The organism is Streptomyces sp. ID05-39B, assembly GCF_033794725.1.
GTDB lineage: Bacteria > Actinomycetota > Actinomycetes > Streptomycetales > Streptomycetaceae > Streptomyces > Streptomyces bobili.
Genome location: NZ_JARGEF010000020.1, coordinates 1 through 22,441, shown reverse-complemented (window position 1 = coordinate 22,441; position 22,441 = coordinate 1). Strand labels below are relative to the sequence as shown.

Here is a 22,441-nt window from a genome sequence, read left to right as displayed (position 1 = left end):
GGTGTGCATTCGGTGGCAGCGCGGATGCCGGTGCTCGGAGGTCTGGACGAATCCTGACCGGGCACGCGGTGCCTTCGCCCGAAGGGGACGTTGTGCCGTAGCGGGCGGGGACGGCTGACAGAGAAGATGCCCGGCATGACCACTGACCAGAGCCTTGTTCCGCTGCGCGCGACGCATTCAGTACCTGCGGTGTTCGGTGCCGGAGGAGCCATCGGGGTGCTGGGCGGGATGATCGGGCTGGGCGGGGCGGAGTTCCGTCTGCCCCTGCTGATCGGCCTTTTCGGGTTCGCGGCGCTCTCGGCCGTCATTCTGAACAAGGCGATGAGCCTGGTCGTGGTCCTCGTTGCGCTGCCCGCTCGCCTGGCCGGGGTCCCTGCCGCCGAGGTGGCCGCACGCTGGCCGGTCGCGGTCAACCTGCTGGCGGGCAGTCTGATCGGTGCCTGGGCCGGAGCGAGTTGGGCGGTGCGCATGCGCAGCTCCACCCTCTACAAGGTGCTGGCGGCGCTGATGGTGCTCATGGCAGCCGCCCTAGTGGCCACCCACATCACTTCCCTGGGCACTCTCTCCCTGCCGCTGTGGGCACAGGTGCCAGTAGGCGTCGTCGCCGGGTTCGGCATCGGTGTGGTCGCCGCGATCATGGGTGTCGCCGGGGGCGAGCTGCTGATCCCGACGATCGTGCTGCTGTTCGGCCAGGACATCAAGACGGCCGGAAGCCTCTCCCTGCTGGTCTCCCTGCCGACCATGCTGGTCGCGTTCGCCCGCTACAGCCGCGACGGCAGCTTCGCCGTCCTCGGCGCCAACCTCCGCTTCACCCTGGTCATGGTCGCGGGTTCTACGGTCGGCGCGATGCTGGGCGGACTACTCCTGGGCGTGTTCCCGGACCTGGTGCTCATCCCCCTGCTGGCCGTGATCCTGCTCGTCTCCGCCATCAAGCTCGCCCGTCACCGCTGACAGAGCGATCTGCGCTGCTGCGTCTCCGGCGGGGCCGCCGACACCGAGCGTGGCTGAGGCCAGCAGGGTCCAGTCGCCGTAGAACAAGCAGGTTCAGCAGAGGTTCGCCGAGGGCGGCACGCCACCAGGGGGCGGCGGTGGACTCAGGCGTCCTCGATGATCGAGCATACGGTGGCCGGCTCGCCGCACGGCCGGTCGTCGGCGCCCCGACGGGTCTCCGCAAGGGTTTGGCGCAGGACGAGGAGGTCGGTGATGGTCGCGTCGATCTCGGCGATGCGCGCGTCGAGCAGGTTGCGGACAGCGTCGCACGGCGGGGTTCCGCCGCGGCGGATGTGCAGGACCTCGCCGACGTCCAGGCGCAGGCCCAGTGCGCGGGCCCGGCGGATGAACGTCAGCAGCTCGACGTCGTCTTCGCTGTAGAGCCGGTAGCCGGCCTGGCTGCGCTCCGCCTCGGGTAGCAGGCCCTTGGCTTCGTAGACCCGGACGGCCTTGCGTGTGAGCCCGGCGGCCTTGGCTGCCTGCCCGATCGTCATCCCCTGCATCGCCATGTGCGCCTCCTCCCCTCCAGTGTTGACCTTGCCCCCGGGGCCAGGTTCTAGCGTCGCTCGCGACGGAAGAGAAACGCGAAACTAGGAGGTGAGCGCAATGCCGTTCCGTGAGGGCGAGGTCTATCGCTGCCCCGATGAGAACTGCGGGTGCGAGCTGACGGTGACCAAGGGCGCCCCGGCCACCTGCGGCGGCCAGCAGAACCCGACGTGCTGCTGCGGCCAGACCATGGTCAAGGTCGCGTAGCCGAAAGTCCCTGGCCCGCCCGGCACCGGCCGGGCGGGCCAGGGACGGCTGTACCGCCTGCTACCACCACGCTCACACAAGCCCGGCGATCTCGCGGGCCGCATCCCGAGCCGGGCGGCCGACGCCGATGAGGGTCGCGGAGGCCGGACCGGTCCAGTCGCCGTACCCGAGCAGGTGCAGCCGCGGCTCGCCCAGAGCCCGGGTTCCCGCGGTGGGGATGTGCCCGCGCGCACCGCGCAAGTTCAGCGGGGCGAGGTGGGCCAGGACCGGACGGAAGCCGGTGGCCCAGATGACGGCGTCTGCCTCGGCGCGGCTGCCGTCGGCCCACCGGAGACCGGTAGCGGTGAGCCGGTCGAACATCGGCCTCACGGTCAGGAGCCCGGCGTCGCGGGCCGCGCGGACGGGCGGAACGGCGACGATGTCGCCGAGCGAGGCCACCCCGCCGGTGTCGCTGCGGCCGGCATCGAGGGCGCGTCGGCGGGAGGTGGCGACGTCGAACAGGGCGCGGCCGTCGATGTCGTCCGGCAGGAAGCGCGGCGGACGCCGGGTCACCCACGTGACATCGACGTTGCCGTCCAGGGCGAAGTCGGCGGCGATCTGGGCGCCGGAGTTCCCGCCGCCCACCACGATCACGTGCTGCCCGGCGAAGTCGGCCGGGGGGCGGTAGTTCACCGTGTGCAGCTGCCGACCGGTGAAGACGGATCGGCCCCGGATGGCGGGGACGAAGGGCCGCGACCAGCTACCAGTGGCGCTGATGACCGCCCCGGCCCGCCAGGTGCCGGTTTCCGCTTCGACCAGGAGTCGGCCTGCGTCGCGACGTACGGCGGTCACGCGGGTGCCGTGCTGGACAGGCAGGTCGTAGCGCTTCTCGTAGTCGGTGAGGTAGTCCACCACGTGCCCGGCACCCGGGTACGTCTCGCCGAGCTGGGCGGGCATGAGGCGGCCGGGCAGCGAGGAGTGCTCGGCTGGGGAGAACAAGTGCAGGGAGTCCCACATGTGCTGCCAGGACCCGCCCGGCGCCGCCTCCGCGTCAGGATCACGAAGTCAAGGCCCTGGCGGCGTAGGTGGTAGCCGGCGGCGAGTCCTGCCTGGCCGCCGCCGACCACCACCACATCCGTGTGCTGGGTCACGGCGCGGTCGTCACCGCATCGGCGGCGAACTTCCTGCGCCAGGCGAGCGCGACGTAGACCAGGCCGATGAGCACCGGGACTTCGATGAGCGGGCCGACGACGCCGGACAGGGCCTGGCCGGAGGTGACGCCAAAGGTGGCGATGGCGACCGCGATGGCCAGCTCGAAGTTGTTGCCCGCAGCCGTGAACGCCAGCGTCGCGGTGCGGTCGTAGGCCAGACCGAGGCCCTTGCCGAGCAGGAAGGTGCCGAAGAACATGACCGCGAAGTACACCAGCAGCGGCAGCGCGATCCGGGCGACGTCCAGCGGCTGCGAGGTGATCGTCTTCCCCTGGAGGGCGAAGAGGATGACGATCGTGAACAGCAGCCCATACAGGGCCCACGGGCCGATCTTCGGCAGGAACTTCGCCTCGTAGTCGGCGCGGCCCAGCTTCTGCTCGCCGATGCGGCGGGTGAGGAAGCCAGCCAGCAGCGGGATGCCGAGGAAGATGACGACGTTCAGCGCGATGTGCCAGACGGACACGTCCAGGCCCTGGCCGTTGCCGAGGTTCATCCAGCGCGGCAGCAGGTCGAGGTAGAACCAGCCCAGCAGGCCGAACGCGATCACCTGGAACACCGAGTTCAGCGCGACCAGGACGGCCGCGGCCTCACGGTCACCGCACGCGAGGTCGTTCCAGATGATGACCATGGCGATACAGCGGGCCAAGCCGACGATGATCAGGCCGGTGCGGTACTCGGGCAGGTCCGGCAGGAAGAGCCACGCCAGCGCGAACATCACCGCCGGGCCGACGACCCAGTTGATGACCAGCGAGGAGACCATCAGCTTCTTGTCGCCGGTCACGCGGTCGAGCCGGTCGTAGCGGACCTTGGCCAGGACCGGGTACATCATGACCAGCAGACCGAGCGCGATCGGCAGGGAGATCCCACCGATCTCGATCTTCGCGAGCGCATCGTTCATGCCCGGGACGACCCGGCCCAGGCCCAGGCCGACGGCCATGGCGAGCAGGATCCACACCGCGAGGTAGCGGTCGAGGGTGGAGAGCTTCTTGACGATCGAGTCGTCCCCGGCCGCGTCGGTGCTCTGGGCGCGGGCGGTGGTGGGCTCGGTGGAGGTCACGGGCAGGCCCTCTTGTTCTCGGCGGCGGTGCGGGCAGACTCGGCCAGCGCGGCAAACTGCTCGGAGAGCCCGGCCAGGACCTCGGGCTTGAGCTTGTAGTAGGTGAAGCGGCCACATGGCTCGGTCTCCACGATCCCGGCCTCGCGCAGCACCTTCATGTGGTTGGAAAGGTTGGTCTGCTTGGCTCCGGTCTCCTCGACCAGGTGCGTCGTGCAGAGCGTCTCGCGCGCCAGCAGGGTCACGATCTTCAGGCGGAGCGGATCGCCCAGCACCCGGATCAGATCAGGATCGACTGAAGTCAGCATGCGCTGATACTCTCACATCATCATCCGCTGATACCAGCGGGGGCTGAAGTCATTGGCGGCTGGGTTCCGCCATGCGACGAGAGAGAACGATCACCATGGCCGACAAGCCGTCCGTCCTGTTCGTCTGTGTCCACAACGCCGGCCGCTCCCAGATGGCCGCCGCCTGGCTGACCCACCTGGCCGGCGACCGCGTCGAGGTCCGCTCCGCCGGCTCCAACCCCGGCGACCAGGTCAACCCGGCCGCCGTCGAGGCCATGGCGGAAGTCGGCATCGACATCTCCAAGGAGACGCCGAAGATCCTTACCATCGACGCGGTCCGCGAGTCGGACGTGTGCATCACCATGGGTTGCGGCGACACCTGCCCCGTCTTCCCCGGCAAGCGCTACCTCGACTGGAAGCTCGACGACCCGGCCGGCCAGGGCGTCGAGGCTGTGCGCCCGATCCGCGACGAGATCAAGACCCTGGTCGAGGGTCTGATCGCGGAGATCGCCCCGGCGAAGCCGGAGGCGACGGCGTGAGCGAGATACGCGAGGTCGTCATCATCGGTTCCGGCCCCGCCGGATACACCGCCGCCCTCTACACTGCCCGCGCCCAGATGAGGCCCCTGCTGTTCGGCAGCAGCATCTTCGTCGGCGGATCGCTCACGACGACGACGGAGGTGGAGAACTTCCCTGGCTTCCCAGACGGCGTGGACGGCCCTGTCCTCATGGAGAACATGCGGGCCCAGGCCGAGAAGTTCGGCGCCGAGATGATCGACGACGACATCGTCGAGGTGGACCTCACCGGCGACATCAAGCTCCTCACCGACTCCGCGGGCACCGTGCACCGCGCGAAGACGGTGATCATCGCGACCGGCTCGGGCTACCGCAAGCTCGGCCTGCCGAAGGAGGATGACCTCTCCGGGCGGGGCGTGTCCTGGTGCGCGACCTGCGACGGGTTCTTCTTCCGTGACCGGGACATCGTCGTGGTCGGCGGCGGCGACACCGCCATGGAGGAAGCCACCTTCCTCACCCGCTTCGCCAAGTCGGTCACCGTCGTCCACCGACGCTCCACCCTGCGCGCCTCGAAGGTCATGCAGGAGCGGGCCTTCGCCGACGACAAGATCTCCTTCGCCTTCGACAGCGAGATCGCCGAGATCAAGGAGACGAACGGCATGCTCGGCGGCGTCGTCCTGCGCGACGTCTTCACCGGCGCCACCCGCGACCTGGACGTGACGGGGCTGTTCATCGCAATCGGCCACGACCCGCGCACAGAACTCTTCAAGGGACAGCTCGACCTCGACGGCGAGGGCTACATCAGCGTGGCCTCCCCGACGACGCGTACCAGCCTGCCCGGGGTGTTCGCCGCCGGCGACGTCGTCGACCACACCTACCGCCAGGCCATCACCGCTGCCGGAACCGGCGCGGCCGCGGCACTGGACGCCGAGCGCTACCTTGCCGCCCGCAACAGTGCGCAGTCCGAGCACGAGACCGCCGCCGTACCTGCTTGATCGGCGCAATGACGGCCTGGCCCGCTCCCACGCATCCTTGTGGATCGGACCGCGCCGGTCCCCTCCCAACTGTGCGTTCGTACGCGGGCCGTGACACATCGCGGCCTGCGTGGCCAGCCCCAGTCCAGCCGCTGCCGGCCCGCCCTGACCGTCACCGAGACCAGGCAGCGTCGCGCTGCCGATGCGAGGACCGAACTCTCGGCCAGCGCCAGACCCAACGGCCCTGCGGACTGTGGGAATAGCGCAGCTTCGGGATACGTGTGGTACCGGCTCTGCGTTTGGACGTCACCGTCGGAGACGTTTCCCGATTCGGTGCGGGTGTTCACCGTCCGCAGGATGAACTGGCCTTCCGGCCCGAAGATGGCAGACCGGCGCCTTGTGAGGCATATCGACAGCAGTTCGCCCGGGGCAGACAGGAAAGATCCTCGAAAGACTGGCCAACACTTCCAGCGGCATGTCAACGTAGACGACCTTCCCTGAAAACTCCCGGTTCCTTCGATATGGAGACGCCGACCGCCCCGTTCGTCCCCGCGGTCCCGGAAGGGGGAGCCCCCCGACGCGGGCAGCGACCTGAACTCCAGGGCCCGCTTATCGGCTGGTCGCCGTATCCATATCCCCATGCAAGGAGGCTGTCCGTGCCGTCTACGGAAATGACTGTTGGCGATCTCATCGATCTGCTGTCCGCCTGCGACCGCGACGCTCCGGTCCGGCAGGCGATCAACCCGTTCTTTCCGATGGAGCATCGCCTCGACCAGGTCGTCCAGTCCGTGGACGCGACCGGGCAGACGGTCGTCCATCTCGCCGAGAGCAGCGATGAGCACAGCCAGCTCGGTGTCCTGCCGCCCGAGGTAGCCGTGACGCTGGACTGGCAGTCTCCTGTCCAGCCACCGCGTCGCCCCCGCCGCACCGCTCGCGGCGGCCAGTAGATCCTCATCATCCTTGGAGGTCCCCTGAATCCCGACTTCCCCCTCGACCCCGCCGCACCCGATCGAACCCAGGCCGCGTACTGGGTCGGCCCCCGCCACCTGGCAGGTGACGACGGACGCCTCTACGACACCGTCGCCGACACCCTCACCGGCCTTGGCTGGACGAGCCTGACGATGGTCCGCGGCCGGCAAGAGCCGGACGAGGCACCGGAAGACCGGCAGGTCGTACGCAGCACCGTCCTGCACATCAGCCCCGACACCCTCCGATGGGCCCAGTGGGTCCTGGCGGACGAGCCGTTCCTGCTGGGGGACCTGCCAGTTGCCTGGCACGTGTCGGCTCGCACGAACTCGGCCAGTCCGCTCGCGCAGTGGTCCGCGTACTTCACCCCCGACGTCCCCGGAGAGGCCGTCGTCGACTTCCTCGTCGCACTCGACGCACGGGAGTTCCCGGCCGAGGAGTTCGGCGGGACCGAGCTGGTCCTCGACGCCGTCACTACTCACGGCTGGCTCCTCAACATCGACCAGCCCCGTGCGGGAGCGTTGGACGCAACCTTCACGTCCCACATCAGCTACGGCACGGTGCCGGCCCTCATTCAGGACGCCGACCCGCGCACCCTGACCGACAACACCGGGACGGGCCTGGACGGTTGGCAGGCATGGGCCGAGCCGGTGCTCGGCGCACGATGCCTGTGGGCGGCGTCCTTCAGCTCCAGCGTCCCGAACGACCTGGTCGCCGCCTTCGCACGCTCGATCAGCTCCACCGCACCGGTCCTGCGCCGGGTGCTCCCCGCGAGCACCGAAGACCGGCTCCTGCGCGCCCCGGCCATCTGACGCCACGCGTCCTGATCGTCACAAGGAGAAATGAGGTCGGGGCCCTTGTGCGGCATCGACTGGTCGGAGCCCTCAATGGGGCATGTGCCCAGCCGCCCTCCGTGTGCTATCGAAAGGCCCGGACACCTTCGAGGGGTGTCCGGGCCTTTCCGCACACCCGTCACTTGACTTGCGCTCATCAAGAACGCCAGAGAGACGAATAATGCACCGCACGGGTATGGGTTATCGCCGTAGGCTGCCCTGTTCGCCCACGAAGGCACGGGAGTTGAGAGAATGAGTGAAGCCGAGAACGCGTGGCGGCCAACCGAGCACGGAGCCAACATCGGACACTCGTCTGCCGTTATGGCCCACCGGAAGGTGGCTCTGGACGTTCACAGGCTTACCCATGAACGCGATTCCGACCGGGCCGTCATAGACGCTCCGTATACGGTGATGGCACTTCGCCAGGTTTTGCGGGGCGTCGAGATGACACGCACACACGTGAAGACAGAAGCGGCCAGGCAGTTGGTCAGCGACGCGCTTGAGGCATTCGACCGTGGCGTGCCGGGCGGAAAGCACGCCCGCGATGTAATCGAGCACTTCGACGAGTACGCCATGGGTGTCGGCAACCTGCAACAGCCCCAGGTGCGCAACTTCAGACAGCGGCAGCCGGACGATCAACTGTCTGAAGAATTCAGGCACCGTCTGGAGTGGGCCGGGACCAGTGACGAACGACGCCCCGTATACGTCGCCGGCCCCTACCGCATCGACATCCTGGCCGCGGAGGACGCCGCATTCCGGTTGATATGCGCCACGTACGAGGCCCTACTGCTCGACGAAGGACGGCCTGTCCCACGCGGGTGGGCGTACGAGGTCCAGCGCGGCTCGCTGCGATGTGAATGAAGGGCCATGCGACGGTGCCCCGCCAGGAACGCGCGGGGCGGGGCACCGAGCAGTGGGAGTTTCAGCGGCCTGCGGTTGCCTTGGTGAGGGCCTTGTCGAGGTGCCGGTCGACGAGAGCGGGCGAACCGGAAACGACCACGAGGACGTTCCCGTCGCGGATCGCGGTCTGCTTCACCACCCTGTCGTGTCCGCCGGCGGAGAAGGTCAGCAGCTGGCTCCACTGCTCCTCGCCGAGGTGGGGCGATGCCGTCTTCTGGGTGGCGATGTCAACGGCGGAGCCGCCGACGAGGATTTGGTACTCGGGGCACCCGGCCATGGCGTCGAAGACCTCGACCATGCCGTCGGACAGCTTGGCGGGCGTGTCGCTGTACAGCTCCTCCGAGACCTCGGAGTCGCTGTGGCCGGCGTAGGTGAAGGAGGTCTTCGCCTGGCGGGGGAAGTCGAGCGATCCTCCGGTGGCCGCCTCGCCGCCGAGGTCGGAGAGGGCAGGGCAGCCGAGAACGGTGACGTCTTCATGCCGTGCAGGGCGCTCGGCCTTGCGGGTGTAGCCGCTGCCCAGGTCGCTCTCGTCGAGCAGGCGGGCGGTGAGTGCGGCCGACGACAGTGGGGTGCTGTTCACCTCACTGACGGCCGGGCTGCCGGAGGCGGCGGAGGACGACGATGCAGGAAGTGCCGCGTTGTGGGGCGAGCAGGCGGGCAGGGCGAGCAGGGCAACGGCGGTGATGCCGACGGCGGTGGTGGCGACGCGAACGCGCACGACTTGACCCCTTGGTTCTGGGAGAAAGTTGGGCAGTGCGGGCCAGTGGGCCCTGTGGGGTCGTAGGGGTATAGGGTCAGTGGCCGAGGTGGCGCAGGCAGTCCTCAAACGTGGCGTGCGTGGCATCGACCGGCGCGGAGTTCCGGTTGTACCAGGCCGTGTCCAGGCGCCTCTCCTGCTGCTGGTGACCGGCGCGGCAGCGCAGCCAAATCTCATCTTGGGTCGAGATGATGATCCAGTCCCGGTACGCGCCGCACTCCGCGCAGGTGACGACCTCGCCGTCCAGGACGAGAGGCCGCAGCCAGGGCATCATCCGGCCGGCGACCTCGTCGTGGCTCGGGACCCGCAGATCCGGCGGCAGGAAGTCGTCCACCTCGGCCACTGGCTCGGACAGCTGCACGCCAGGCGGCGGCATCGTAGGCGTGGGCAGGGGCATGCGCTGCCACATCTTCCACATCTCCTCGTGCCGGCGCTGCATCTCGATGTCGAACGCATCCGGCTTGCGGCGGCGTATCCGATCAAACACGCTGGCGTCCTCCTGCGTCTCGTCCTGCTCGCGTCATGATCGTCCTCGAAGGCATGTGACCTGTTCAACTCGCAAAGTCCACAGTCACGACCGGCCTCGCCGGGCGGTGGTCCGGCCCTGCGCCGCGCGTCCGGTGCGGCTGGTCAGGCGCTCCGTCCCGCGGTCGGCGGTCACGGCATTGCTGGTGTCGGCGGGCAGGTCGGCACTACGGCGCAGGCGCCACACCAGCACGTCGCTGACGGATTCTGCGGTGTCGAGTTCTCTGCGTACGGCGGCATCGGCGAGGAGCACGGTGGCGTTGTGGCCGGCGGCTTCGGCGTCGGCGAGGGTGGCTGCGAGCGCGTACCAGCCGGGCTCGGCCAGGACCTGCTCCGCCAGCTCCGGCACAGCCTCACGCAGCATGGCCGTCTGCCGCTGCAGGAGAGGGTGGCCCAGGCGCCGGCCGCGCTGGTAGAGGGCGCCCAGCGGCTGGGCGGCGGCGGCCTGGTAGGCGGCACGAAGGTGTTCGGCGGCTTGACGGGCGGCGGCGGCCTGCTGAGCGTGGCCCTTCTTCGCGTGCCAGTGCATGGCCGCGGTGACGAGGAAGAACAACATGTCGATCGCCATCGCGGTGGTCGCCCCGTCCTCCCCGCGGCCGAGCGCGGGCCCGCTGAGGACCAGGTCGCGGGCGGCCTGCCGCAGCGCCCGGTCGTGGCCGCGCTCAGCCCGCACGTGCGAACGGGAGGCGCGCTCGAAGGCGACGGCGGCCCCGCGCAGTTGGGTTCGGGTGTGGGCGGCGGAGGTCTTGGCGAGCGCGTCCAGGACCTCGCCGGCCGAGGCGATGTGAGCGGCGGCGACCGCGTCGTCGCCTTCCTCGATGACGATCAGTGCCTGCCATGCCGCGGAGGCAGTGCCGCGGCGCGCGGTGGACGGGGCGCTGGGCGCCGTGCGTGACGGCGCAGCGACTGAACCGCTGGCCTGGTCGTCGGCGGACCAGCGTTCGCGGATGCGGGGCAGCGACAGGTCCGGGGCAAGTTTGGATCCCGAGTAGAAGATGGGTTCGCCGTCCTTGTTGCGGTCGTCGGGCAGCGCGACGGTGTACCCCAGCAGGTCACCGGAGGGCGCGATCCGCCGCCGGATGAGCAGGCCGGCAGCGGCGAGCCGGTCGAAGAACTCCCTCTCGCCGGTGGCTCCGGCCACGGCACGGCGAACGGTTTCACGCAGTTCCTCGCGCGGGGTGCGTTCCCGCTGCTGCCGTTCGGCCTTGTGGCGCTCGGCGCTGGTCGGCCGCTGGGCGGCGGTGCCGTCCCCGGTGTTGAGCCGCTTGAGGCCGTACTCGGCTTCGATCAGACGGGCTTCGGCCTGAGCGCGTCCCGCGTCGTTGTTCAGGCGGGGCCTACGGCCGTCCTCCCGGACGAGGGTGGCGATGATGTGGATGTGGTCGTCGGCGTGGCGGATGGCCGCCCAGCGGCAGGCGGCGGCGTCGCCGTCGGGGGCGATGCCGGTGGCCGCGACCATGCGCCGGGCGATCTCGCCCCACTGCTCGTCGGAGAGTACGGGGTCCTCTGGCGCGGCACGCACCGACAGATGCCACACATGCTTGGCCAGGCGACGGCTGGGGGCGAGGGCTTCGACCGGCTGGTCGAGGAGCTTCTGCAACTCCGTGTGCGTCGCCTGCGGGTCGCGGCCGGGATCTGGCGCCAGGCTGTCCCAGGCGGCCACGAGGTGCGGGTCGACGTGTTCCTCGTGCGTGCCCGGCCCGTACAGGTAGTACAGCAGCCCGATGGTGCGTGTCCCGCGCTTGTGGACTCTGGGGATCATGCGACGTGGTTCTCGGTGTCCAGGTAGTGCTGGGTGAAGGTCTCCACTCGCTTGGCGGCGCGGTGGACGGCGTCGAGGACGGCTCGGGTGTGCGGGACGTCGGCGCCGGCGTTGGTGGCCTTGGCCACCTGGTTGAGGTTGTTGCCGATCTGGCCGAGGTGCCGGCGTACGGCGAACAGCTCGGTCAGCACTTCTCGTTCGGTGGCGATCTCGGCAGCGGTGCGGTCGAGGTCACGGGCGGCTTTGAGGGCGGCGTGGGCGAGGAAGCTGGCGACGCTCATGCGGCAGGCGGACGCGGCGCGGACGAGGAGCTGGTACTCGTCGTCGTTCATACGGCAGCTGGGCTGACGCATGCGCTTGTGCTCGTCACGCAGGCGCTCGCGCTGGCGCACGTGTGGCTTCGGCGGCGCGGCGTGCTCGCAGTGCGCGGTGTGGCACGTGTGCGGTTGTGCCCCTCCTGGATGCGGTCCGCCCTCGGTCGCATCCTGGTGGACCCGCACCTCCTGGCGCCGGTCCGCTCCCGCCACTCCAGGGGCGAGGGAGGCAAGAGCATTGCTCCCGTCGGGAGCCATGCTCTTGCGATAACTTGCTCGCCCCGAGACCGACTTGATGTTCTGAGCGGGATCCGGGGTGGTGCTGTTCTCGTTCGGGTTCGTCATCGGCTGTCGGGCCTCGCCGTGCGGAGCTGCCGCTGGATGGTGGCGGCCAGATCGAGGACGGAGGCAGGTCCGTGCAGGAGCTGGACCGGCCCGTTCGGCACCTGTTGGACGAGCCACTGGCCGGTCGGGACGGGCACCATGGCGTGGACGAGGTGCCGGCGGACCAGCACGGTGGCCCACGCAGCCGCCTCGGTGGCCATGTGCCGCGACGGAGGGATGGGGTGGGAAGCCACGTGATGCCTCTCGGTACGGGGCGGTGGCCCGGCGCGTGCCGGGCCACCAAAGGGGTACAGGGGGAGTGACCTGCTGGTTTGCAGGGTCAGCCGCACTCGGGGCAGCGTCCGACGTGGCCGCTGAGCGCCCGGGCCATCCGCGCCTTCGTTGAAGCGGCGTACGTCGAGCTGGCCTTCGCCGACGGCTTGCCGGCATGCCGCCTGGAGTGGGCGCTCAGGTAGCCGATCTCCCGCTCGTACTCCTCACGGAGGGCGGCGAACTGCGGGCAGGTCCTCATGGTGTGGTGCTCCTTGGCGTTGTGTTGCTGTCTGGGCTGCGCAGGGCCGCCAGGACCAGGCTGAGTCGGTCGTTTCGGCCGCCGGGGAGCTTCTCGCGGCGGATGATCTCCCTGAGCTGGACCCGAGTCACGGCCGCGTTGCCGTCCCGTTCCAGCAGCGCGGGCACGTGGGGGCGGACCAGCTCGACCAGCTGGGCGATGTCCTGCTCCGGCTCACGCGCCGGACGCTGAGCCTGCGGGCCGCGGGACCGGCCACTGCGCTTGCCCTTCCCTTTTGCCTTAGGTGCTGGCGTCCGGCGCAGGGGAACTTGGTGTCCCCGGTCCCCGGCGGTGTCGGTCCCCGTGTCGTTCGGTCCTCGGTCCCCGGTGGCGTCGGTCCCCGTGTCGTTCGGTCTCCGGTCCCCGGTGTCCTCGGTCCCCGGTCCCCAGGGCAATTCAGGGCGTTGTGCAGGCACTTCATCGACCGGGAGGCCGGTCCCCGAGCGGCTCTCGTGCTCCTCACCGGGCTCCGGGTTCACTGGCTTGGTCCCCGGCTCGTGGGTCTCGTGTCTCGAGGCTCGGTCCTCGGTCCCCGCCTCGGTCCCCGCTTGCGGGTCCTCGGTCCCGTCGTGCTGCTCGGCGTTCTCGGTGTCTGGTCCCCGGTGAGGTTGCGGTCCCCGGTCCCCGTTCCGAGTGACGACGGCGCCGGGACCGTCGTTGGCCGAGCTGCTCTCGGTGCTGGCGGCGGGGACCGTGGTCGCCCTCTCGCCGGAGCGAGGTGGGGACCATGGGGAGGGCAGCGGGACGGTGGCGAGCGCGAGCGCGTGTCGGCGGGCGGCAAGCTGGGCCAGCAGCTCGGCTCGCTGGGCCGGGTCGGTGCCGACGCGGGCGCGGCCGATCGCTATCGACAGCCGCTGGGTCAGGCGCCGACCCCGTCGACTCTGCCGCTGCTCGGCTGTGAGTTCGGCGAGCCGGGTGGCGAGGGCCACGGCGCGGGCGGTGGCGCGGTCACGGGTGATCTGAGCGGCGTCGCGGTCGCGGGCGGCGATGCCAAGTCGGGACAGCAGTCGCTCGCGTGCTTCTCGCCCGAGCGTGGCGATCAGGCCGTGGGAGGCGGCACCAGGGGTGCGCAGGCGCAGCTCGATGCCCATGGCCAGGTGCCAGAGCATCGCCGCCATCACCGGTCCGACGAAGGCGCGGACAGTGCCTCCTACGGGACCGCTCTCGGCGTAAGCGGGGATCACTTGTACTCCGGTGATGAGCCACACCAAGGTGCCCGGCAGTCCAGGAGCGCCCTGGGTGTTCAGGTTCTGCCGGGCCATCAGGGCGGTGGCGAAGAGCCCCAGCTCCGCGGCGGCGAACATGCTGGCGCGTTCGGCCGTGCCGGCGATGTTGAGATAGTCGGCGGCGAAGCGCCAGCTGGTGTCGGCGCTGTAGGCGGTGCAGCCGAGCGCGGCCAGGGCGGCGACCACGACCTCGGCATTGCCGAGTCGTTTCTGCGGGTGCTGCGCCCGTCGCCGGAACGTCCAGCCGACCAGGGCCAAGGCCAGCGCGGCGGCGGGGACGCCGAAGGCGAGCAGGTGGGAAATGTCGGGGCTCGCACCGAGGAACAGGGAAGGGTGGGTCATGCGGCCTTTCCGAGAGGGGCGTGCGCCGAGGCCGGCGCCACCGGGCGGGGGACGGGCTGCTGGGTGGCGGGCTGGGCGGACGCAGGTCGGCTGATCTTGCCGGGTGCGGCCTTCCTCTTTGCGTCCTTGCGCCGAGGCACGCCGAGGGTGCGGTCGCGGTCGAAGACCTTGTTGGCGGCCTGCCGCAGCAGGTCCCGGGCGTGCTTGGTGCCGATCTGCAGGGCGATGGCGAGCCGGTCGGGTCGCCATCCGCGGACGTAGGCGTGGTCGATGACGACCTGCCGCTCGGCCTCGGTGAGGTGGACGTCGCGGCCGTTGAAGAAGGCGACCACGCGGCTGTAGTCGAGGCGATGGGGCAGTCCCTTGTGCCAGGGTTCGCGTTCTTCAGCGGTCAGCCCGCCCCAGACGCCCTCCTTGAGGTCGTTCTCCAAGGCGTAGTTGAGGCAGTCGCGGCGCACGGGGCACATGGCGCAGAGTTCCTTCGCGTCGGCGATGGCCTCGTAGTCCCGGGGCAGGGGAAAGAAGGTGGCGTCGGCGTCGTCGGGGTCCATGCCGTGGCAGGCGCCGTGGGGCTGCCAGCTGGTGTCGCCGATGCCGCGCAGGCTGGTGGCCGGCGTGGTGTGGGTGGTGATGTGGCGCAAGGTGGTCTCCGGTGTGCTGCCGCGCCGGCCGACAGCAGGTCGGTGGTGGGTGGACGCGGCGTCGGGCGCCTGCTGTGGCGCAGGACAGGGGCGCCGCAGCAGGGGCGGGACGGTGGTGTTGCGCGGGTGCACCAGACGGTGCACCGTCGTGCGGGCCGGTCAGGCCATCGCCGCGTGCTGGGCGGTGGCGAGGTCCAGGCGGCAGTGATGCGGAGTGGCCCGCGGGGCGCTGCCGCGTGCGAAGCCGTCGGGGTCGACGCGTCGGCGGCGGCACGGCTCGCCGACCGGTGCCTCGCACCAATCACAGCGCACCGAGAGTGCGTCGGGCTGGCCCTGGGCGAGGGCTGCCTCGCGGGAGGCGCGGGCGCGACGGAAGGGCGCGAGGGCAGCCCTGGCCTCCGGCGGGATGCAGGAGCCCACTTCCTTCAGCCGGGCTTCCAGCCTCGGGCTGACACGGCTTGCGGCGAGCTGCCGGTACATCACCGGCTGGGCGGAGCCGGTGGCGACCGCACGGCGGGTGCCGACCAGCTCAGCGGTCCATGCCGCCTGGTCGTCGGGGTCGGCCGACGGGGTGGGGTCGGTGTGCCGGTGCAGGCGGTCGCGCTTGTAGCTCTCCCACGGGCGGGCGATGTCTGCGGGCAGGATCTGGTATGGCGAGACGCGGATGTGGCGGCGGGCGACGACGCAGGCGTCCCAGCCGTGCGGCGTGGCCAGCGGTACCTCGTCCAGCAGCTCGTGCCACTGGGCGAGCTGGTCGCGGGCCTCGCCCTGGTCGGTGCGGATGGTGCGGGGGTCGAGTCGGCCGATGTAGGCGAGCAGGGCGGCAGTTTCGCGGCGGTCCATGGGCTTACTCCGTTCCGGTCGGCGTCGGCTCGTTGAGGGCGGCGAGGAGGGCGGCGGTGTGGGCCTCGGCGCGGGTCATGCCGCCCGTCGGGGCGTGTCCGCTGCCGGGTATGGCGTAGAGCTTCGGGCGGGCCGGAGCGTGTTCCCGGGCGATCCAGGAGCGCCAGTCGGCAGCCCAGGCAGCGGGCGGTCGGGGGGTGTGCCCGGCGCGGTGGGCGCGCCACTTCGCGTCGGCTGCTCGCAGGCCGTCCTCGCCGAGGCGGTCGAGGTGGCCTTGCTGGCGGGCCCAGGTGTGGCTGGCTGGGTCGACCTGCCAGTCGGCAGCCGAGGTGACGGCAGCACTACTGCTGCTGCCTTTCCGGTTCAACTTAGGTTCTCTACGGTTCTGTGTGTCGGATTCCGTACCGTGCTGGGGTCGGATTCCGGCACGTCGGGGGGTCGGAATCCGACGTGAGGGGCCGGATTCCTTACCGGCCGGATTCCGGCGGGAGGTGCCGGATTCCGCACCCTTCTTGGGCCAGATCCCGTACCGCCGCAGGCCCTTCTCGGCCTCCTCGTCCAGCTCGGGCACCGGATCGGAGTCGGTCAGCGGGTCGACGTATGCCTCCGGGTCCTCGCGTCGAGCGCCGGCAACCTTGGCCAGCCACGCGGCAGCCCGGGGCAGCCGGTACACCGTGGTCCGTTGCGGGCCCTCCAGGTGCCCCAGCACCTGCAGCTCGCCGCTCTTGTCGAGCGCGACCAGCGCGTCCCGCACCGCCGTCCGGCTGGCGTTCGTTCTCTCCACCAGACTCGTCAGCGAGGCCCAGGCGACGCACTTGTCGTCGGCGACCCGGTCGGCGATCGACAGCAGGACCAGCCGCGCGGTGCCCCGGCTGGAGCTGTGTTCCCACACCCACTCGCGTGCGTCGACGCTCATCGGACACCTCTGACCGCGACGCCCGGCCGGCTGTTCGCCGACGCCGGGCTGGCGTGCAGTGTGCCCAAGCGATGCGACGCCAGGGCGAGGGTGGATGCCACGCAGGCCGGATGACGGGGCCTTTTGCGTATGGCGGGAGGCATGGAAGAATCCCCTTTGCAGTGTTGCCACGCTGAAGCGCCCGTCGGAAAGGGATCAGCGTGGTGATGGTGGGCAATCTCCGCCCCTCTCGGGCCTAGCCGGGCCAGATTGGGGCGGTACGTGCCGCTACGCGTTCGGCGTTCAGGAGTAGCCGCTCCTGGGCGCCGTCGCTGTATACGGACCTGCGCGAGTCGTTGGGTTCCTGCCCTCCTCCTCACGCTTGCTGGGCCCCGGGCGGGCTGCCTGGGGGACGACGAACATACGCACGGACCCGTGTCAAGATCCAGAGTTGGCTCTAAAACTCTGTACTAGTTGCAGAAAGTGACGAGGTCGCACGCCGGTCTGCTGGTGGCGATCCCACGTACTGCTGAGCAGCTGCGGGGGAGGCTGCCGGAGTACCCGCAATGCCTATAGGCGCGAAGGTGCAATTCCAGGCGCTAGAATCCGCATCGAAATACTGCGTCAATTTTGGCGTCTGCGGTCGCCCTCGGAGCACTGAATGGCGAAGCAATAAGCGTCGCGCCACGAGTGCCGCTATCCGGGTGCAGGTTCCTCGCTCGATGTTCCGGGCCGGCGTCGATGCCGACGGGCAACCGACTGAGTGGTGGGCGCAGACCGATGGATCCGAGCGGCTCGGGCATGTTCCTCACTGCTAACCCCCTTGTGTCTCATGCCACATTGTTGGCCGGAACTGCTGGCCAGAGCGATTTAAGTCAAGCCCCTCCGAGCGCGTCAACGGCAAGCATTTGTCCAGTTTGCGGGGGTACGGCGCTTGGGTGGTGTGGTAGCTGGTGCGTACCTACGGTGCCGTAACTCACGCTCGAGGTAAGGGAAGTACCTGCAACGGCGCCAACTGGATACCTGTTAAGAAGTGTGGTCTAGACCGCCCACCCGCTTCACTCGGTGAAAAGCGGCAATGTTTTGCCGATTTACCGGCCGCCCCCGGGAGTGGATCTTGAGTCGTGTCCGTTTAGGGCGTGAACGTGCCGCCATGTCGCGCCTCGTTTGTTCGATGTTGAACCATAGAGCCGTCTTTGGTGGCGACCCACCCCGGTCAAGATCACTTAGAGATTGCGTATGGTTCTTCCGGGAGGCGAAGGGTGAGCCCAGCGCATTCGCTGCCGCTTGGGCTCTTATGTGCGCCCGGAACGTCGCGTCTCCTGAGAGTCAAAGGCAGGATTTTCGTGGTCACGCAGGAACTGAAGCCCAGCGGCAATGACGCTCTGGTAGAGGAGATTTCGGAGCGCGGTGGCAGCGGACAGCAATTGGCCGGCCACTACATGGGCTTCGGTGCCCTCCTGCGAAGGTGGCGCAAAACGGCAGGGGTAACGCAGCACCGGACGGCCAGGGTCCTGGGCATGAGTGAGCGCACATATCGCAAGATCGAACGTGGCGCGACGCCACCCCGGCTGTCCCGCACGCAGTGCGAGGCCCTTTCCGAGCTACTTCGGCTGGACCGCGACGAGCGTCACGCCCTGCTGCTCTACAACGTCGGCTCGATGCTCGTCCCGCCGAGCGGGTCCGGCCAGCCGGAGCTGCAACAGGCTTTGCGTCTGCTCATCGACCGCCAGATGCCCAGCCCCGCATACCTGTGTGACCAGCACTGGAACATTCTGGCCTTCAACACGGCCATGGCGGAGTGGTGGCCATGGGTGATGGAGCCGGGCGCGAATCTCATTCGGTGGGCTCTTACGACGCCGGAGGCCCGCGCCCAGTACCAGGACTGGGACAAGCACGCCTCGGCGTATGTGAAGATCCTCAAGTTCGCTCAGGCCACCAGGCCGAATGATGCCGAACTGCGCCGGCTGATCGAGGATGTCAAGAAGGACCCCGACGTGCGGCTCGTCTGGGAGACCGAGCACGACATGGGCGAGACCCGCGATGGCCATGTCTTCCGGATGAACGTGCCGACGCTGGACTGGGAGACGATCGAGGTCGTCAGCCACGTCCTCTATCCGGCGTCGATGCCCGACTGCCGCTTCGTCGTGATCACCTGGATCGAAGGCCATGGCGACGACGAGCGCGACGCGCTCGGCGGCGTCCGCGACGCTTGGGCAACCATGACCGCGAACGAAAGCGACGTGGCGACAGCACAGCGGCACGCGCAGAACCGCGCGGCCGAGGACGCCGCCACCCGCTGGCGAAGGGAAGCGGCAACCCTCGCGGCCCGCATGGTTGTCGCCACTGCAGATGAAGCAGCAGCTCTAGCGGGGGACAACGGCGTCCCCCTGCCGGCCATCAGCGGAACCGTGGGTTCCGACGTCCACCTGACGCTTGCGCCGGACAAGCGCACCGTGGTCTGGGCCACAGAAGAGACGACCGGTTGTTGGTCCGTCACCCATGTCTCGCCGGCCACCGTTATCGCTCGCGTGCCCAGGCACGCGGTAGAGGGCGCGTGCCTCATTGAGATGCGTCAGCTGGTGCGCGCTGCCCTGCCGGCCGATCCTTCGGCGGCAAGCGTTCGCATCGGGCAGCTCCTCGACGAGCGCGACACGGAGCAGCGCGTGCTCCGCGATGTCCTGAAGCAGGTTCAGGAACGCAATGCCGAGTCGCCGAAGAGCTGCATGGCAGGCTGAGGGACCGCGATGGACGGCCTCGCTCAGAGCCGCCCGCCGACTGCATCAGTGGCCCCCCCACACACAGGAAGACCTCACTCGTGAAGAAGTACACCTATGCCCTCCCGCTGCGCTGGGCCGACGCGGACGCGTACGGGCACGTCAATAACGCTCTCTTCCCCCGGTACATGGAGGAGGCGAGGACCCGGATGTTCCAGGAGATGCTGCCCACCGACGAAGCCGGCCGCCGCCAGCACGCATTCGTGGTCAGCCGCTCCATCGTGGACTACCGCGCTCCCTTGTCCTACCGCGAGGAGCCCGTTGACGTGCACGTCAGGGTCGTCGCCTGCCGGGGGGCGAGGCTGGAACTTGCCTACGAAGTCCGTGACGCGGACCATCTGTATGCCGAAGCCACGACCCTGATGGCCGCGTACAACCTGGAGACCGGCAGGCCGCGGCGGATCTCTCAAGCCGAGCTGAACTTCCTCGCTCGCTACACCGAGTCCTGAACCGCTGCGCTGTCTCTGCATGCACGCCGGCCCCGGCTGACGACGCCCAGCCGGGGCCCATGGGTCTCTGGCCGCATGTGTCACTGCTGGGAGAGGCGGTTGAGCACGTTGAGAAGCGGGCAGCACGGTGGCAGGGCTGCGTCAGCGAGGCAGCTCGTCGCCGGAATCCTGTGATGGAAGGAACTTCACGGCCTTTCGGGCTAGGAGGGCAGTGAAGTATTCACGTGCGTCGGGACGCAGTCGTGCGAGGGCGACCATGCCAGTGATGACAGCGTCGGCCACCTCGTCCTGGACGTCTGTCCACGTGTGGCTGTGCCCTTTTCGCGGATTGGTGCCCCGGGCTCCGATGACGGCCTGGGCAGCCTCGCCCACCTCTTCGGCGAGCTTGAGCACTTGCAGCGTCCATTGCTCCTCTGGCGCGAGTCCGTTCTCGGCATCGAGACGGCTGAACGTGTCGGCCAGACGCTGGATCGTGTTCCAGTCGTCGGTCAGAGCGCCTCTCCCGTGTTGACCGCGGGATTGCGGAGGTAGTGCGGTTCTGCGCATGAGTGCTGGATCGCTGACGAATCCGAGCCCCTCGTAGAGAGACCTGGATTCGTCACTGGCGTGCAGTTCGAAAAGGGTGATGTCTTCCTGCTCCAGGTCGTTGAGGAGCGCGGTGAGGGCGGCCTTGGCGTAGCCACGGCGTCGGTACCCGGGCTGGGTGGCCACGGCTTGGATGCGAGCGGCCAGTCCCTGCGGGTACCGGGGTGCGGGCAGTACGGGGCTGACGAGAGCCAGCGCGCAGGTGGCGAGTCCTCCCTCGGGTGCGTCGACGACGTAGGCCCGGGCATCGCCATGAGTCAGGAGGCGTTCGGCCAGGTGGTCTCGGCAAAGGGCTAGCCAGTCCGGGGCGAGCGGTTGGGAGAGGATCAGCTCGGATCGCAGGCGAGTGATGCCTTCCGCATCGGCGGGCGTGGCACGGCGTGGAGTGGTCACGGGATTGGTCCTGTTGATTCAGCGATGGGTGAGGTGGTAAGGGGTTCACCGGGTGGGACCCGCCCCAGTCAGGGCTGGGATCACGCGGAGGCGGTCGTGTACGGGTCGGTGATGGGCGAGAAGCGGGCGTGATGCGGACGACGTCGCCAACCTGGTCCAGGAGCAAGCCCAGATGACGGATGTCGGCTGGGTCGGCACACAGACTGGTCTCCTCGGCGATCAGCAGGGATCTTGGTCCTGGGCATTGGCAAGGGCTGCAGGCGCCGCTTTACCGGGAACGACGGGCCAGTCGATCTTGATCCGCGTGTGTTTCTTAGGGAACACGTGCAGGCCGTCGGTATAGGCGCATGTCGGTCCAGTGGCGTCCTTGGGTTGGACGCTGATGCGCGGGCAGGGCGCGGCGCGGTGGTTGCGCTGCCAGTGCTGGACGTGCTCGGCCATTTCTGTGGCCGCCAGGTGACCGGCCGGTCCGTAGCCGTGAATGACGAGCTCGTATAGACCTTCGCCGTATTCGCCGTCACCGATGCGCTCGTGTGCCAGACGGGCGAGTGACGACCCACGCACCATGGCCGCGCCGGGCCAGTGCGGGGGTGGGGGGCTGATGAGGCCGGTGTGGTGGTTCGGGTCGACGGACAGTCGGCAGAAGCCGGGGAGAGCGCCTGCCAGATACAGGCTGAGGGAGTCGAAGGGTTCCTCACCCCCGACGGTGACGTGCGTGCGGACCGTGGAGGGCGCCATGTCGAAGGCCGGGGTCAGCTGGTCGACGGGCGTTGGCGTTCCGTCCTCAAAGGCAAGGTGGATGCCGCAGCCTGGGATGGTGCGTAGATTCGGTTCCCATGCGCCGGCGCCCTGCATGGGGACGAAGCCGCACACGGTGAGCGGCTCCTCACTGACGAGCACACCATCGCGTTTGGTGAAACCGATGGACCACACGTACTGGTGGAGGCGCAGCGGGGCGACGAGGCGTCCGCCCTCCGCAACCATGGTGATCCAAGGAAGATCCCAGGTGTCGACCGTGACGATCACCGCATCGAAGCCGCCCTCGGGGATGGCCTCGGGGGGTAGATGCTCGGCGTCCGCGGTCAGGACACGGACACGGTCGTATCCGGTGGCGCGGAGGAAGCGGGTGGCGCGGTCGGTGACGTCAGGGTCGATGTCAACGGTGGTGACCTGGCCGGTCCCGCCGACCAGTTCGGCGATCAAGGCGGCGTTGTAACCGCCTGAGCCGACCTCCAGGACATGGTGGCCAGACCGGAGGCGGGCCGATTCCAGCATGACGGCCTGGAGCCACGGTGCGCTGACGGAGCTGCTGATGCGGCCGTCGGGCGTGTGGCGTGTGGCGATGATGTCATCGGCGTACGCGGTCTGCACGGGCACTTCCGGTGCGAAAGCATGGCGGGGAACCCTGCGCAGGGCGGTTTCGACAACGGCGGTGCGGGCGTGGCCGGCCGCGAGGAGCTGATCGACCAGCCGGTGCCGCAGTGCACTGGGATCGTGTTCCTGCCCGGTAGTGGGGGGAGTCGTCACCCTGGGGCCTTTCGAGCGGGTCATGCGGGATCTGCGATGGTGGGGGAGCC

General features: G+C 69.2%; 24 protein-coding genes and 1 pseudogene. 9 read left to right on the top strand and 16 right to left on the bottom strand.

Going from position 1 to position 22,441, the window contains the following annotated elements; all coding sequences use genetic code 11:
- Window positions 1-135 precede the first annotated feature (135 nt).
- Complete coding sequence (locus tag P1P75_RS07630) at window positions 136-951, top strand: sulfite exporter TauE/SafE family protein (protein ID WP_319252810.1); 816 nt, start codon at window positions 136-138, stop codon at window positions 949-951.
- Window positions 952-1,094: 143 nt separating this feature from the next.
- On the opposite strand, the gene P1P75_RS07625 is transcribed toward P1P75_RS07630, so the two are convergent.
- A complete protein-coding gene (locus P1P75_RS07625; protein WP_319252808.1) occupies window positions 1,095-1,499 on the bottom strand; it encodes a heavy metal-responsive transcriptional regulator in 405 nt (134 codons plus the stop codon).
- A gap of 97 nt (window positions 1,500-1,596) precedes the next feature.
- On the opposite strand from P1P75_RS07625, the gene P1P75_RS07620 reads away from it, so the two are divergent.
- On the top strand, window positions 1,597-1,743 hold the full coding sequence (locus tag P1P75_RS07620; RefSeq protein WP_319252806.1) for a hypothetical protein: 147 nt from the start codon (window positions 1,597-1,599) through the stop codon (window positions 1,741-1,743).
- A gap of 72 nt (window positions 1,744-1,815) precedes the next feature.
- On the opposite strand, the pseudogene P1P75_RS07615 reads toward P1P75_RS07620, so the two are convergent.
- The 3 genes and pseudogenes from P1P75_RS07615 to P1P75_RS07605 all read right to left on the bottom strand — a co-directional run bounded on the left by P1P75_RS07615 (window position 1,816) and on the right by P1P75_RS07605 (window position 4,293).
- A pseudogene (locus P1P75_RS07615) lies at window positions 1,816-2,873 on the bottom strand (ArsO family NAD(P)H-dependent flavin-containing monooxygenase).
- Window positions 2,870-3,988: an ACR3 family arsenite efflux transporter gene (gene arsB / locus P1P75_RS07610; protein WP_319252804.1), complete on the bottom strand. Its 1,119-nt coding sequence runs from the start codon at window positions 3,986-3,988 to the stop codon at window positions 2,870-2,872. The pseudogene P1P75_RS07615 and the gene arsB overlap by 4 nt, the downstream one beginning before the upstream one ends.
- On the bottom strand, window positions 3,985-4,293 hold the full coding sequence (locus P1P75_RS07605; RefSeq protein WP_319252802.1) for a metalloregulator ArsR/SmtB family transcription factor: 309 nt from the start codon (window positions 4,291-4,293) through the stop codon (window positions 3,985-3,987). Before P1P75_RS07605 ends, arsB begins: the two co-directional genes overlap by 4 nt.
- Window positions 4,294-4,388: 95 nt before the next feature.
- Between P1P75_RS07605 and P1P75_RS07600 the strand changes: the two genes are divergently transcribed.
- The 5 genes from P1P75_RS07600 to P1P75_RS07580 all read left to right on the top strand — a co-directional run bounded on the left by P1P75_RS07600 (window position 4,389) and on the right by P1P75_RS07580 (window position 8,421).
- Entirely contained in the window at window positions 4,389-4,811 is a 423-nt protein-coding gene (locus P1P75_RS07600) for an arsenate reductase ArsC (protein WP_319252880.1), read from the top strand.
- Entirely contained in the window at window positions 4,808-5,782 is a 975-nt protein-coding gene (gene trxB / locus P1P75_RS07595) for a thioredoxin-disulfide reductase (RefSeq protein WP_319252800.1), read from the top strand. Before P1P75_RS07600 ends, trxB begins: the two co-directional genes overlap by 4 nt.
- 635 nt (window positions 5,783-6,417) lie before the next feature.
- Entirely contained in the window at window positions 6,418-6,708 is a 291-nt protein-coding gene (locus P1P75_RS07590) for a hypothetical protein (RefSeq protein ID WP_319252798.1), read from the top strand.
- Window positions 6,709-6,882: 174 nt separating this feature from the next.
- Complete coding sequence (locus P1P75_RS07585) at window positions 6,883-7,539, top strand: DUF317 domain-containing protein (protein ID WP_319252796.1); 657 nt, start codon at window positions 6,883-6,885, stop codon at window positions 7,537-7,539.
- A 273-nt stretch (window positions 7,540-7,812) separates the two neighbouring features.
- Window positions 7,813-8,421 (top strand): hypothetical protein, encoded by a 609-nt coding sequence (locus tag P1P75_RS07580; protein ID WP_319252794.1) that lies wholly within the window; start codon window positions 7,813-7,815, stop codon window positions 8,419-8,421.
- 61 nt (window positions 8,422-8,482) lie between these two features.
- Here the strand turns inward: P1P75_RS07580 and P1P75_RS07575 are convergent, their stop codons facing one another.
- From P1P75_RS07575 to P1P75_RS07530, 10 genes are all read right to left on the bottom strand, one after another.
- Window positions 8,483-9,178 (bottom strand): hypothetical protein, encoded by a 696-nt coding sequence (locus P1P75_RS07575; RefSeq protein WP_319252792.1) that lies wholly within the window; start codon window positions 9,176-9,178, stop codon window positions 8,483-8,485.
- 76 nt (window positions 9,179-9,254) lie between these two features.
- Entirely contained in the window at window positions 9,255-9,593 is a 339-nt protein-coding gene (locus P1P75_RS07570; protein ID WP_319252878.1) for a hypothetical protein, read from the bottom strand.
- Between the two features lie 195 nt (window positions 9,594-9,788).
- The gene (locus P1P75_RS07565; protein ID WP_319252790.1) at window positions 9,789-11,504 is read right to left on the bottom strand and encodes a relaxase/mobilization nuclease domain-containing protein; all 1,716 of its coding nucleotides are present in this window, start codon (window positions 11,502-11,504) and stop codon (window positions 9,789-9,791) included.
- Window positions 11,501-11,857 (bottom strand): plasmid mobilization relaxosome protein MobC, encoded by a 357-nt coding sequence (mobC, locus tag P1P75_RS07560; protein ID WP_319252788.1) that lies wholly within the window; start codon window positions 11,855-11,857, stop codon window positions 11,501-11,503. The genes P1P75_RS07565 and mobC overlap by 4 nt, the downstream gene beginning before the upstream one ends.
- A 302-nt stretch (window positions 11,858-12,159) precedes the next feature.
- Window positions 12,160-12,363 (bottom strand): hypothetical protein, encoded by a 204-nt coding sequence (locus P1P75_RS07555; RefSeq protein ID WP_319252786.1) that lies wholly within the window; start codon window positions 12,361-12,363, stop codon window positions 12,160-12,162.
- Between the two features lie 119 nt (window positions 12,364-12,482).
- Window positions 12,483-12,674 carry a hypothetical protein gene (locus P1P75_RS07550; RefSeq protein ID WP_319252784.1) on the bottom strand — a complete coding sequence of 64 codons (192 nt, stop codon included), beginning with the start codon at window positions 12,672-12,674 and terminating at the stop codon, window positions 12,483-12,485.
- Complete coding sequence (locus tag P1P75_RS07545; RefSeq protein WP_319252782.1) at window positions 12,671-14,281, bottom strand: hypothetical protein; 1,611 nt, start codon at window positions 14,279-14,281, stop codon at window positions 12,671-12,673. The genes P1P75_RS07550 and P1P75_RS07545 overlap by 4 nt, the downstream gene beginning before the upstream one ends.
- Window positions 14,278-14,922 (bottom strand): WhiB family transcriptional regulator, encoded by a 645-nt coding sequence (locus P1P75_RS07540; protein ID WP_319252876.1) that lies wholly within the window; start codon window positions 14,920-14,922, stop codon window positions 14,278-14,280. Before P1P75_RS07540 ends, P1P75_RS07545 begins: the two co-directional genes overlap by 4 nt.
- A gap of 159 nt (window positions 14,923-15,081) precedes the next feature.
- The gene (locus P1P75_RS07535) at window positions 15,082-15,765 is read right to left on the bottom strand and encodes a hypothetical protein (protein WP_319252780.1); all 684 of its coding nucleotides are present in this window, start codon (window positions 15,763-15,765) and stop codon (window positions 15,082-15,084) included.
- Between the two features lie 4 nt (window positions 15,766-15,769).
- Window positions 15,770-16,681 carry a helix-turn-helix domain-containing protein gene (locus P1P75_RS07530; RefSeq protein WP_319252778.1) on the bottom strand — a complete coding sequence of 304 codons (912 nt, stop codon included), beginning with the start codon at window positions 16,679-16,681 and terminating at the stop codon, window positions 15,770-15,772.
- A 1,325-nt stretch (window positions 16,682-18,006) separates the two neighbouring features.
- Between P1P75_RS07530 and P1P75_RS07525 the strand changes: the two genes are divergently transcribed.
- Together P1P75_RS07525 and P1P75_RS07520 are read left to right on the top strand one after the other, a co-directional pair.
- A complete protein-coding gene (locus P1P75_RS07525; protein WP_319252776.1) occupies window positions 18,007-19,398 on the top strand; it encodes a helix-turn-helix transcriptional regulator in 1,392 nt (463 codons plus the stop codon).
- A gap of 80 nt (window positions 19,399-19,478) precedes the next feature.
- Window positions 19,479-19,886, top strand: coding sequence for a thioesterase family protein (locus P1P75_RS07520; RefSeq protein ID WP_319252774.1), 408 nt, complete (start codon window positions 19,479-19,481; stop codon window positions 19,884-19,886).
- Between the two features lie 141 nt (window positions 19,887-20,027).
- Here P1P75_RS07520 and P1P75_RS07515 read toward each other — a convergent pair whose 3' ends face one another.
- Together P1P75_RS07515 and fxlM are read right to left on the bottom strand one after the other, a co-directional pair.
- Complete coding sequence (locus P1P75_RS07515; protein ID WP_319252772.1) at window positions 20,028-20,864, bottom strand: GNAT family N-acetyltransferase; 837 nt, start codon at window positions 20,862-20,864, stop codon at window positions 20,028-20,030.
- Window positions 20,865-21,083: 219 nt separating this feature from the next.
- Complete coding sequence (gene fxlM, locus P1P75_RS07510) at window positions 21,084-22,415, bottom strand: methyltransferase, FxLD system (protein WP_319252874.1); 1,332 nt, start codon at window positions 22,413-22,415, stop codon at window positions 21,084-21,086.
- Window positions 22,416-22,441 lie beyond the last annotated feature (26 nt).